This window comes from Pseudorhodobacter aquimaris (genome assembly GCF_001202025.1).
Classification (GTDB): Bacteria; Pseudomonadota; Alphaproteobacteria; order Rhodobacterales; family Rhodobacteraceae; genus Pseudorhodobacter; species Pseudorhodobacter aquimaris.
The window spans coordinates 26385-38819 of record NZ_LGHS01000046.1; the positions used below are offsets into that span (position 1 = coordinate 26385).

Consider the following 12435-nt stretch of genomic DNA (forward strand, 5'->3'; position numbering starts at 1 on the left):
CCGGGTGCTTTGCCCAGCGGCATCGAGTTCTTTGCGATCGGGGACGTCCACGGTCAAGCTGACCTGCTGGAAGCGGCCCTTGCGTCGATTGCCCAGACCCCGCGAACCGCCCCTCTCCGCCAGCTGGTTTTCCTCGGCGATCTGATTGATCGCGGCGCGAGGTCCATTGCCAGTATCAATTTGGCGGTGAACGGCCTTACGCTGGCTGCGGCCGATCATCTGAAAATCCTGCCGGGCAACCATGACCTGATGTTGCTGGACGCGCTCGAGGCCGAAGACGCGCTTGAACATTGGCTCATGAATGGCGGCAAAAATGTGCTGAACGAGGCAGGTTTGTCATGGCCTGAAAACAGCTGGTCAGCGATCAGCTACCTTCTCCAGCAGAAAATCCCGTCCGCCTATCTTGAACAAATCGCCAATGGACCGAGCCATCTCATCCTCGGCGATCTGATTTTCGTCCATGCAGGCATCCATCCGCATCGCGACATGGCAGCGTTTCTTGCACAAGATCGTCGGAATATCAGATCAGACGATCACTGGGCCACGATCCGCTATCCTTTTCTCGACCGGACCGGAGGATGGGACGCGAACGATCCGGATCCAACCCGCCAGCAGACCCGACCCACCGTTATCGTCCATGGCCACACCCCAGCCCTGCGGGAAGACCTGCAGCACGCCGCCCAGCTTTCGGTTTGCGACGGCGTTGAAGAGTTTCGTGCGGTTGATCTGGACATCGGCGCAGGACATCGGTCACAATTGGCATGGGCGCATTTTCGAATGGATGACGGACAGACAAAGATGCAGCTTAAGGCTTGGAGTGCGTAGAAAGCACAGGAATAATACGAAGCACAATTAGAAAAAGTGGTGGCACTCTGCGATTGGCCGGGCACCATTTTATAAATGTTATAGTGGGTAAATTGATGATCAGGCTGACCAGAATACATGTGCGCGGCTTTAGGCTTCTTGAAGATGTTGAAATGTCAGTGGAGGCCGGCTCGACGGTCATCGTGGGTCGCAACAATAGCGGCAAAACATCGCTGACTGAGGTGCTCGACCGTTTTATTGGCGACAAGGCGGGGCAATTCCGGCTTGAGGATTTCGCTGCATCGCTGCGCACCGCATTCATCTCATGCCGAACACAGCGTGTTCGGGACAATGCCCCGGCAAGTGCGTTGCTGAATGCTCTGCCCACCATTTCGCTGGAACTGACCTTCAGCTACGAGGCGGCCGGAGATCTCGGGCCGCTTTCACCGTTCATCATTGATCTGGACCCGGATTGCAGTGTTGCAATTGCAAGAATCGAATATGCGCCCGCTCTCTCTGGGGTCGGCGACCTCCTTGACCTACCGCTTAACGCAGAAGGCGAGGTCTTTGTAGAGGGCGCAGACCCAGACGCCCCTTTACCCGCCGATCCCCATGCCGCATTCTTCCAGCATCTCCGTGTGCAAATTCCGAAAGCCTACTCGCTGCGTGTATGTGCGATCGATCCAACAGATCCATCCAATCGCCGCATCTTCGCAAATTCCGCCGAGCTCTCGGCGCTGATACAGGTGGGCTTTATTGGCGCTCAGCGGATGCTGGAAGCTGGGAAAAAAGGCGACCCGGATGTAATCGGCAAGCTCCTGAGCCAGCTTTTCCGGACTGCAAATTCGCTCACCGCGGCACCGGAAGATCAGATGATTGTGTCACAGATGAAAGATTCCGTTGCGCGGGTGGAAAGCGCGATGCAAGGCAGTTTCGATACGCAATTGCGCGGTCTGTTGCCTGCTTTGAGCCTCTTCGGATTTCCCAGCCTGAATGACACCGAGCTGAGGCCGCATACCACTATCGATATTGAAAGCGTTCTGACGGACAATACCCGAATACTTTACTCTGGAATAGACGGTGTCCATTTGCCCGAAGGTTACAACGGGTTAGGAACCCGAAACCTGATTTACATCCTTTTCCAGCTTGAAGCCATTCATAAGTCATATCGCAACCTGCCCTCCCGACCTTTGGTCCATCTAGTCTTTATTGAGGAGCCGGAGGCGCACCTTCATCCGCAAATGCAGGAGGTGTTCATCTCGCAGCTGAACGCCGCCATAGGAAACCTCTCTGATAGGTATGCGGACGAACCTGCCTGGGCGGCCCAGTTCGTGGTCTCGACCCACTCATCGCACCTGGCAAATGCCGCTCAATTTGACGCCATCAGATACTTCCTGAACGTCCCCTCTCAGACGCCGGGCTGCCGAAAGACCAAGATTAAGGACTTCAGGAAAGGCGCCGCAACGATATCGAAGGAAGACCGCGCATTTCTGCAGCAATACATGACACTAACAAAGTGCGATCTTTATTTTGCCGACAAGGCCATTTTGGTAGAGGGTGCCACCGAACGGATTCTGATGCCACGTGTGATAGGTGTGATCGACGAGACACTTGATGTGGCCAACCGCCTCGGTCGACAATACATCACCACGATGGAAGTAGGCGGCGACTATGCCCAAAAATTCTTCCCCCTCCTCGAATATTTGGAGCTCAAATCCATCGTAGTGACGGACCTAGATGCGGTTCGGCTGGACGGCGGACGGTATCACAAGTGCCCATGTGAAGATGGGGAGCGAACATCCAACAATGCGCTGAAGGCCTGGTTTGAAAATCCGGCAATTTCGCTTGCAGAGTTGCGTGCCAAAACCCCGGCAGAGAAAACCCGGAATTTCTACCGCATCGCCTATCAGATACCGGAGGAAGGCTCCCCGCATTGCGCTCGCAGCTACGAGGATGCGCTAATCCTCGCTAATCCCGCGATGTTCGATATCGCAAACGATCATATGGCAGCGCGCGTCGCTTTTGATCGGGCTGCCAGCTTCGGTAAGTCCACTGAGGCAATCCGATTTGCGCTGATGCCGGAGAACTGGAATGTGCCACTTTACATACGGGAAGCGCTGGTGTGGCTTTCTGAGCCGCCGCCCGAAATTGGCCCCGCGGTAGCGGAAGCTGGCGCCCAGGCAGAGGTCGCGCTTTGAAGGGGGAGATCTCGCCTGCCGTTGCTGCAGCGCGAGCCGCGCAGGAGCGTGTCGAGGCCTGCTTGCAAGACGGTATCAACTTCCGTCTCGAAGCCGGCGCCGGTGCCGGCAAAACCTACTCGCTGGTTGAGGCCCTTAAAAAGATCATGGCGGAGCGGGGACCAGCCCTGATCCGCGCCGGGCAGAAGGTTGCCTGCATCACCTACACGGAAGTTGCCCGCAAAGAGATTGCGCAGGACATCGAGGATCATCCGGCGATCCTCGTGAACACCATTCATGGCTTCGCGTGGTCCTTTCTGTCCCAGCACCAGAAGGCGCTTCGGGAAAGGGTCGCCGCGCTGACCTCGGATCGAGAACTCGCGGCGATCGAAGCGGCGGGAGGGGTGAAGGATCAAGTTGTCGAATACAATCTCGGCTTCTTCGGGATTGATGAAAAACGTATTACCCTCCACCATGACCACGTGCCGAAGTTCTTCGCCAGTCTACTTGCGGTGCCAAAAATCAGGCGCTTGTTTGTAGGGCTTTATCCCGTTCTCTTCATCGACGAATACCAAGACACGGACCCTACCGTGATGAATGCGATATCGGAGCATTTCTTTGCTGCCGGTGAAGGCCCCGTCACCGGGCTGTTCGGCGATCATTGGCAGACCATTTACCGCAGCGACTTCGAATTGGCCGCCTTTCCGCACGTCATCGGAATCGATAAGGGCTCTAACTTCCGGTCCGTCTCGGCCATCGTCGATGTCCTGAACAAACTTCGCCCCCAACTTCCGCAAGCAGTTCGCGACCCGCAGGCACCGGGTGAGGCACGATTCTTTCATTGTAACGGGCTCGTAGGGGAGCGAAGAACGGCAAGCCCCTATAAGGATGATCTGCAAGAAGAGCTACATGCGGCGACGATCGAGCGGCTGAAAGATCGTCTGGCGCAGGATGGATGGGATTTTTCGCCTGCACGGACGAAGATCCTCATGCTGACCCATAACGCAATTGCGGCCAAACAGGGCTACCCTACCATTGCGGCTATATTCGAGCACAAGGAGGCCTTTGTTAAGAAGGAAGACCCGCTGATTGCTTGTCTAATCGACTTGGTTGAGCCGGTTTGCACGGCCTATATGGCGCGCCAATTTGGCGAAATGTTTTCCCATATGGGTCGCGCACCCACCATCCGATCACATGAAGACAAGGCCGCCTGGGCTACAGATATGGATCGACTTGTCTATCTACGCCTTAATGGCACCATCGGTAATGTTATCGACCACCTGAAGTCAACTGCCCGGCCGCGCCTGAGCGAGCGCGTGCTTGGCCGGGAAGCTGAAATAATGGCCATTGGACCAGATGAAACTCAGGAAGAATCCAGCTCTCTTAAGCGCCATCGTACCCTCCGCAATGTCCCTTATTCGGAACTTGTTGAGGTGAAAAAGTTCGTCGAGGGGTTTACGCCGTTTGCGACACAGCACAGCGTCAAGGGCGCGCAATTCGAAAACGTGCTCGTCGTCCTTAGTGGCGGCTGGAACCATTACAATTGGCCGCGCTTTCTAGAACAGCTGCACACTGGAAACATTCCAGCCAAGCAGGTCAGTGGCTTTCATCGGGCACGGAACCTGTTCTATGTCGCCATCTCTCGGCCAGAAACACGATTGGCGGTTTTGGCCACGCAGACCCTCAGCGAAGAAGCGCTGGCGGCCGCAGGGAATATGTTTGGCGCCGGGAACATTTTGGCGGCGCCGGCGGGGCCTTGAGGCCGCATCTGCGCGCTCACTCTGACCCGACTGCTTAAGCTTCGCACGAGAGGTTGCGTTGGCCGCTCTGTTGATTTTCGTGTAGGATTGATCCATTTTCCCATTTGACGCTAAGCCCTCTGCAACATGATAATCTCATGAAAAGGCGACGAAATTCTTGATGCCAGTGGGTCACGGCGTTTCGAAAAGCTGGATCAATTCCTCGCAGAATTCAACATCAAGTGAAAGCGATTGGCTTTTCCGGCGTGCAAAACTTTCCTACCGTTGGGCTTATTGGTGGCAACTGCCGAAAAAATCTTGAAGAGACGGGTATGGGGTTTGCCAAAGAAGTCGATATGATACGCATGGCTGCCGCTAAAGACATGCTTTGCACTCCCTATATATTTTCCGAAGATGATGCCTGTGCGATGGCAGAGGCGGGGGCTGATATCGTCGTCTGCCATATGGGGCTGACAACAGGCGGGGCGATTGGTGCAGAGACGGCGCTGACGCTTGACGACTGCATTCCGCAAATCAACGCTTGGGCTGCGGCGGCTAAATCTGTGAACCCCGAGATCATCGTTCTGTGTCATGGCGGTCCGATTGCGCAGCCCGAAGACGCAGCCTACATTCTAAGTCATTGCCTTGGCTGTCACGGATTTTATGGGGCGTCGTCAATGGAACGCTTGCCCGCTGAGGACGCGCTTATCGCTCAGACTAAAAAGTTCAAAAATATTAAAAGATAAGATGAAATTCACAGTTTGGGCCGCTGCAAGTGGGCCCAACTTTGGTTTGAGCCATGCAGGACACACCTATCGTCAACGCCTGAACGCTGTGTTATCCTGTTCCCCGCGCATGTGGGGATGAACAGGGCAAAGCCTTGTTGTGAAAGATTATGTGTGCCTGATGCTCTGATTGAAATACGGACTTGGAAATAGGTTTTCGCCTGCCCGCAGGTGTGGCGTGAGATTGAACGGGCGCAGCGCGGTGCGGTTTACATCGTGTCCACTGAACGGATGTTGTTGACGATGGCAAAATCTGGGTGACCGTGCATGTCGTGGAGTGACTGCTTACGCGGCGTGCCTCAACTAACGGAGGCAGAAACTCTTACTCCAACAACAACAGCAACAGCTAACGCATATTGCCCCGAACATCCCAGACGCGGGCACAGCACGGCCAGCAGTGTTGGTTGTGTGCATGAAATCAAGGTCGGGGGCTGAAGCTGGTCACAGCGTAGTCTTTCCCGACAGATGCTGCAGGGGCCGACGTTCCTAGTGAAAATCCCGGCTCGGGAACAGTTTCTTGGCCTGCTCGCGCGGATGGCGTGCGGACGGCCTGGCGCTGCCCCCAGATGCCCGTTTTGTCTCATCTGCGCGCCCGTCATTGGCGTCGATCATAATCGGGCGACCGAGGGTGGCCAGCAAGTGCGACACATCCTCGACGATCTCCGCAATGAGATGGGTCGTGGGGCCATCGTGTTGGACGCGGCCGGTCACGCGAACCAAGCGCCCGGCGATCACCGCTTTGCGGAAGGCTTCATAGACTTGCTGCCAGACAATCACATTGGCGGTGCCAGACTCGTCCTCTAGCGTTAAAAAGATCACGCCCGCAGCCGTGCCGGGGCGCTGGCGAGTTATGACCAGTCCGGTGATTGTGACGCGGCCTTTGGCTTGGCCGAGCCGATTATGCGGCAAGGACCCAGACAGGCGCGGGCGTAGAAGTTCCATCGGATGGGCGCGAAGGGAGAGGCGCAGAGACAGGTAATCCTCAATCACTTCTTGGCCGAGGGTCATCTGAGGCAGGGTGACAGTTGGTTCAATGCCACCTTCGCCATCTGGGCCGAACAGCGGCAAAGGGGCAGGGGCCTTCAGTGCTGATGCAGCCCAGAGCGCATCCCGACGGGTAAGGTTTATCGCGGCGAAAGCGTCCGCTTCGGCTAAGCGTTCAAGCGTGTCGGGTTTGACGCCAGCGCGCCGCCACAGGCTTTCGACATCGGGATAACCATTGCCGCGGGAGGCCACGATCCAGTCTGCATCCTCGGCCCGCAGCCCCTTGATTTGGCGGAGACCGAGGCGCAGCGCGAAACGCCCATCGGGGCGCAATTCAAGTGTGCAATCCCATTCTGAGTGATTTACCGAGATCGGGCGGACTTCTACACCGCGATCCCGCGCATCGCGCACAAGTTGCGCGGGGGCGTAAAATCCCATCGGTTGGCTGTTCAGTAATGCGCAGGTGAAGACCGCCTGATGGTGGCATTTGAGCCAAGCGGAAATATAGACCAGCCGCGCAAAGCTGGCGGCATGGCTTTCGGGGAAGCCGTAAGAGCCAAAGCCTTCGATCTGGGCAAAGCAGCGCGCCGCGAAATCCGCGTCATAGCCGCGCGACAGCATGCCGGAAACAAAGCGGTCGCGAAAGCTGCCGATGGTGCCCATGCGTTTGAAGGTGGCGAGGGAGCGGCGCAAGCGGTCAGCCTCGGATGGCGTGAATCCGGCAGCCACCACAGCGATCTGCATTGCCTGTTCTTGGAACAGCGGCACGCCGTAGGTGCGGCCCAGCACTTCCATCATCGCGGGGCCGAGGTCTTCGACCTTTTCGCGGCCCATACGGCGGTTGATGAAGGGATGCACCATCCCACCCTGAATCGGGCCGGGGCGGATGATGGCGACCTCGCAGACCAGATCATAAAATTTGCGCGGACGCATGCGGGGCAGGAAATTCAGCTGTGCGCGGCTTTCGACCTGAAACACCCCAATCGCATCGGCGCGGCAGAGCATATCATACACCGGGGCATCTTCTGACGGCACATTGGCCAGCGTTAGGTGTTGGCCGCGATGATCGGCCAGCAGGGCAAAGGCTTTGCGGATACAGGTCAGCATGCCAAGGGCCAAAATATCGACCTTCAACAATCCCAGCGCATTGATATCGTCCTTGTCCCATTCGATGATGGTGCGATCTTCCATCGCGGCGTTTTCAATCGGGCAAAGTTCATCCAATCGTCCGTGGGTAATGACGAAGCCGCCGACATGCTGGCTGAGGTGGCGGGGAAAGCCGATGATCTCGCCGATCAGTTTGGTGGCGAGTGTCACGCGGGTATCGGTCGGATCAAGGCCAGCATCGCGCATCCGGTCCTCACCGGGGGCGGAGGAAGACCAGCCCCAAATTTGGCCAGACAGCCGTGCGACCACGTCCTGACTTAATCCCATGACTTTGCCGACTTCGCGAATGGCGGCACGGCTGCGGAAATGGATCACGGTTGCCGTCAGCCCGGCGCGGTGGCGACCGTAACGCGCGTATATCCACTGGATGACCTCTTCGCGGCGCTCGTGTTCAAAATCAACGTCGATATCTGGCGGCTCGCCACGTTCCTTCGAGATAAACCGCTCAAAGATCAGGGTGATGGATTCGGGCGGCACTTCGGTAATGCCAAGAAGGTAGCAAACCACTGAATTGGCGGCTGAGCCGCGGCCTTGGCAGAGGATCCCTTTGGATCGTGCAAACTGCACAATGTCATGCACGGTCAGGAAGTAAGGGGCGTATTCCACCTCGCGGATCAGGTTGAGTTCCTTTTCAACCCGGTGGATGATTTTGGGCGGCGGACCCGCCGGATAACGCCACTGCAGGCCCGCGCGGGACAGGCGTTCCAGCCTGTCCTGTGCGGGCTCGTTATCTGTTGTCTCATCCGGATAGTGATAGCGAAGGTCGTTTAATTGGAAGGCACAACGGTCGGCAATCTCTAGCGTGCGGCGGATTGCGGCGGGGTGGCGGTGGAACAGCCGCGCCATCTCCGAGCCGGATTTCAGGCGGTGTTCGCCATTGGCAAGCCGGTGCTGGCCGATAGTGTCGATGGTGCATCCAATGCGCAGGCAGGTTAGCACATCAGCCAAAGGGCGACGAGACGAACGGTGCATCAGCACATTGCCCACGGCGACCATGGGCAGGTTCACGCTCTGTGCCATCATGGCCAGTTGATCGAGGCGGATCTGATCGCGGCCATCATAATGGGGCGCTGCCCCAAGAAAGCACTGGCCGGGGAAGGCACGCGCAACGGTTAGTAGATCACGGCGCGTGATCTTTGGCTGGGGATCCTCCATAGGGTCGGGGGGCAGGGCAATCAGGATAATTCCCGCGCCCCACGCGTTCAGATCGGCGCGGGTCAGATGACATTCTCCTTTCGGTGCGCGGATTTTGCCCAAGCTGAGCAGCCGCGTTAGCCGTGACCATGCCGCAAGGTCGGTCGGCAGGGCTAGCCATTCGACGGCCGAGTCCGTCAGGACCAATCGGGATCCTGCAATCAATTTTGGCAGCGGCGCCCCGCTGTGCATCGGTGCATCGGTTTTGCCGCTGAAATGCGGCACGGTCTGGCGGCTGGAATGATCGGTGACGCAGCGAGAGCGGATTGTTGGGCCATCCTGTGCGGCCTCGTCGTTTGCCTGTGCCTCGGTCCGCAGGCGCGTCAACTCCTTTAGCGCCGAGAAAGCGCGCACCACACCCGCAACCGAATTGCGGTCGGTGATGGCAATGGCCGCAAGGCCCAGTTCTGCCGCGCGCGTGACCAATTCCTCGGGGTGGGACGCCCCGGTCAAAAAGGTAAAATTTGAGGTGACGCCCAATTCCGCATAGCGCTCATTTGCATAGCTCATGCGAACTCACCCTGCGCATACCAGTCTGCACCACCCGAAGCCTGCCACGCCTGTGCCTGCGGTGTGGTAAACAGCCAAAGACGTGGTCCTTGCTGTGTCTCTATCCGCCAGTAATCCCGCAGGCCTGAGCGCCAAGCCGGATCATCAAACCACCATTCAGGCGTGATGCGTTCCGGCCCCATCGCCCGCAGCGTCGTAAAACGCATGCGCCGCCACCGAAAACTGGCAGGCGGGCTGCCACTGACGGCCATCACCGGTTCAGGTGGAAAGAGGGTGATCGGACGCTGCGGCCCGGCTTGGTGTCGCAGAGCCTCGGGCGCCGTATACACCGCAGGGGCGAGCAGAAAGCTGCGTTCGGGGATACGGCTGTCCGCTGGAAGCAGGCGCAGCACCCGGTCAAAGCCGATCCGGTTGCCGATGGAAGATAAAAGATCGGCCAGTGCATCCTCATGCCGGATAGTCGGGCCACCGCCGATCTGTTCTGGTGCAAGCGCCTCCACCACCGGCACGCTCAGCCGCATGGCGTCGATGCCGAAACCAGAGTCGATTTCGTCCACGCCTTTTGCAAAGAGCGCCGCAATGCGGACGGGATCGCGCATTGGGCGGGCGAGGCCAATCTCAACCTGCATAGCGCCATGATCAACGCGTCTGAGCTCCAACCGCACCCGCCGTGCGCCCATCCGGTGCTGTGCCAGCTTAGCGCAAAGCCGGTCCAGAAGCCGTTCCAACCCTACCATCACATCCGCTTGCAGCCCGATCGGCTCGGGCAGGGTCATCCGCACCCCGAAATGCGGGGCCTCCGGTTCGGCTGCGACCGGTTCGGCATATTGCCCCAAGGCTTGATCCAGCCGCATCACCAGCCCTTGCCCGAACCGGCGTGCCAGCGGGGCGCGGGGCAGGTTTATCAGGTCAGAGATGCGTGACAACCCGACCCGCGCCAGCGCCTCGGCTGTGTCATGATCAACGCGCAGGGCTGTGACCGGAAGGCGACCAATGCCCTCCGCCAGCCGCCCATCAGCCACAATTCCACCGCCATGGCGGGCGAGCGCATGGGCGGCCCCCCGTGTGCCTGCTATGGCGCTGATCGCCGCCAAACCTGCGCGTTCCAGCCGGGCTTGCAAGTCTTCCCGCAGATCTGCTTCGCCGCCAAACAAATGCGGCACACCCGAGATGTCAGCCATAAGACCATCGCTGCCATCACTTGCCACCATCGGCGCGTAGCGACTGGCCCAGCGGCGCAAACTGGCGAGGGCCGCTGCGTCCGTCGCAAGGTCAGCGGGTCGTGTCGCAAGATCAGGACAAATCGCGCGGGCATCGGCTAAAGCCATGCCACGGCTGAGCCCGCGTGCAATGGCCGCCAAGTTCACGCAATGCAGATGATCGGAATTGGCTGACCGAAGGGTCAGGGCAAACGGCCCTTCAACGGGCCGGTTCCGCAGGCTGGTATCGCTCGCCAGCCTCGGAAACCATATGGACAGCAGCCGACGCGCCATTCCAGTTCAATATCCAGCTTCTCAAAGTTCCCTGTTTGTTCTTTTTAAGAGTCCAGTGATGCAGAGTCGAGTCGGGATTGCTGGCCATCGGTTCACAATTCCAGCGGGTCTCAGTGGCGTTGCTGCCTGCATCGGTTTGGATCAGCATGAGGCCCGTTGTTTGCCCGGCCTCAGCGGCGAGTTGAAAGCGGCGACCGGCGGTCAGGGACAGGGGTTGAGAGGGTTCCGCGATGACCAAACCCACCGGAGCCGCCCGCAAAGCCTCCTCTATGCACCATAGCAGGTCGGTCTCGTTCACAGGGCGCAAAAGGTGCAACCGTTCGCCGACGCCCTTCGGCAAGCCGCGCAGCATTGGCACCTCGACCGCATGCGCGGGCAGGATCCAGACCAGAGGGCCGGAATGGCGCGCCGCCTGAAACAGCGCAAATGCGCGGCGGCCACGCCCCTCAGCCTCATGCACGCGCTTCGGGCGCAGGCTGAACGGATCAGGGGGAGCAGAGTCAACCCGCATCGTCACGCACACCTTCAGCCACAATCTGCAATGTTCCGTCTGGCAGAGGGCGCTGAAGCAGCAACGCATCCTGCGTCGGGGCAGTCAACCATTGCCGCCACTCTGCAGGCTTCGTCAGGATGACCGGCATCGCTTTGGGATGGACTGAGGCCACCTCCGAGTTGGGCGGGCAAGTGAGAAAGCCGAACAGCTCTGCCGTTATCTCGCCTTCCTTCAATTTGCGCACCGAGGTCCATTGCGTGCGGATGCCTGCGAAAAAGGCCAAGGGCCGGTCAGCGCCAAGGGCGAACCAAACCGGGTGGTTCCGCGGCGCACCGGTCCGCTGGTCGATCTCGGAAAAGCTGGTGAAGGGCACGAGGCAGCGATGCTCTACCCCCAGCCAACGCCGCCAATGCGGGGAGGCCACATTGCGGATATTGGTGACGCCGGGGTCGGTGCGCTTGCCCTTGAGGAACGTCTCCGGCGTTGGCATGCCCCAGCGGGCTTTGGTAAGTTGCCAGCCCCCTTGCGGCCCATGCCGGATGATCGGTGCTGCATAATCGGGCCAGATCCCGGTTTGCGCTGGTAGGTTGCCGGTCACATCCTCAAACGTCTCATTCTGCTGAAGCATATCATCAAACACATGCCGCATCGCATCCTGGCTTTTCGTCTGGGAATAAAGGTTGCACATAAGTTATTCCAGAATCGTTGAGACCAACGGGATTGAGGTATCCTGGAACTTTAAGGGAACATCATGTATAAGGGAACTAGCGAAATGGAGGGGCTAAGTTTCGATGAAGGCTGGGGTTTGCGATGGGACAAGCGAGGTTATCGCCAGATATCGGGTGGTGTGATGGCCGCCTAGTTGTATGATTTTGACACTGTGAGGAAAAGAATTATGACAAAGCTTGGCGGAACATGGTTGGAATATTTGATCTTTGTTCAGCTATGGCTAACGTTTGTTCGCCTGTAGAACCAGTTGATCTGACACTAATTATTTGAACTATTTCGGCCAATATTGGAGTTAAAATTAGTTTGTTTCGAGGGAATGTGAATGATCTGTGAGGGCCACAGTTGTCTCAGAACCCATTC

8 protein-coding genes are annotated in these 12435 nt (G+C 58.2%); 4 read left to right on the top strand and 4 right to left on the bottom strand.

What is annotated here, in order from left to right; all coding sequences use genetic code 11:
- Positions 1-9: 9 nt before the first annotated feature.
- From AKU94_RS06645 to AKU94_RS06660, 4 genes are all read left to right on the top strand, one after another.
- Complete coding sequence (locus tag AKU94_RS06645; protein WP_050526523.1) at positions 10-825, top strand: metallophosphoesterase; 816 nt, start codon at positions 10-12, stop codon at positions 823-825.
- Between the two features lie 95 nt (positions 826-920).
- Positions 921-3002 (top strand): ATP-dependent nuclease, encoded by a 2082-nt coding sequence (locus tag AKU94_RS06650; protein ID WP_198144860.1) that lies wholly within the window; start codon positions 921-923, stop codon positions 3000-3002.
- Positions 2999-4741 carry a UvrD-helicase domain-containing protein gene (locus AKU94_RS06655; protein WP_050526524.1) on the top strand — a complete coding sequence of 581 codons (1743 nt, stop codon included), beginning with the start codon at positions 2999-3001 and terminating at the stop codon, positions 4739-4741. Before AKU94_RS06650 ends, AKU94_RS06655 begins: the two co-directional genes overlap by 4 nt.
- A 221-nt stretch (positions 4742-4962) precedes the next feature.
- Positions 4963-5466 (top strand): phosphoenolpyruvate hydrolase family protein, encoded by a 504-nt coding sequence (locus tag AKU94_RS06660; RefSeq protein WP_157056450.1) that lies wholly within the window; start codon positions 4963-4965, stop codon positions 5464-5466.
- A gap of 525 nt (positions 5467-5991) precedes the next feature.
- Here the strand turns inward: AKU94_RS06660 and AKU94_RS06665 are convergent.
- From AKU94_RS06665 to AKU94_RS06680, 4 genes are read right to left on the bottom strand one after another with little or no spacing between them, the layout of a single operon-like run.
- On the bottom strand, positions 5992-9360 hold the full coding sequence (locus AKU94_RS06665) for an error-prone DNA polymerase (RefSeq protein WP_050526525.1): 3369 nt from the start codon (positions 9358-9360) through the stop codon (positions 5992-5994).
- Positions 9357-10853 (bottom strand): Y-family DNA polymerase, encoded by a 1497-nt coding sequence (locus AKU94_RS06670; RefSeq protein ID WP_050526526.1) that lies wholly within the window; start codon positions 10851-10853, stop codon positions 9357-9359. Before AKU94_RS06670 ends, AKU94_RS06665 begins: the two co-directional genes overlap by 4 nt.
- The gene (locus tag AKU94_RS06675; protein WP_050526527.1) at positions 10780-11364 is read right to left on the bottom strand and encodes an ImuA family protein; all 585 of its coding nucleotides are present in this window, start codon (positions 11362-11364) and stop codon (positions 10780-10782) included. Before AKU94_RS06675 ends, AKU94_RS06670 begins: the two co-directional genes overlap by 74 nt.
- Positions 11354-12034, bottom strand: coding sequence for an SOS response-associated peptidase (locus AKU94_RS06680; protein WP_050526528.1), 681 nt, complete (start codon positions 12032-12034; stop codon positions 11354-11356). Before AKU94_RS06680 ends, AKU94_RS06675 begins: the two co-directional genes overlap by 11 nt.
- Positions 12035-12435: the final 401 nt, after the last annotated feature.

Coding starts and splice junctions, on each gene's coding strand:
- AKU94_RS06650 (WP_198144860.1), top strand. CDS start 921: ATGATCAGGCTGACCAGAATACATGTGCGCGGCTTTAGGCTTCTTGAA.
- AKU94_RS06680 (WP_050526528.1), bottom strand. CDS start 12,034: ATGTGCAACCTTTATTCCCAGACGAAAAGCCAGGATGCGATGCGGCAT.
- AKU94_RS06675 (WP_050526527.1), bottom strand. CDS start 11,364: ATGCGGGTTGACTCTGCTCCCCCTGATCCGTTCAGCCTGCGCCCGAAG.
- AKU94_RS06665 (WP_050526525.1), bottom strand. CDS start 9,360: ATGAGCTATGCAAATGAGCGCTATGCGGAATTGGGCGTCACCTCAAAT.
- AKU94_RS06670 (WP_050526526.1), bottom strand. CDS start 10,853: ATGGCGCGTCGGCTGCTGTCCATATGGTTTCCGAGGCTGGCGAGCGAT.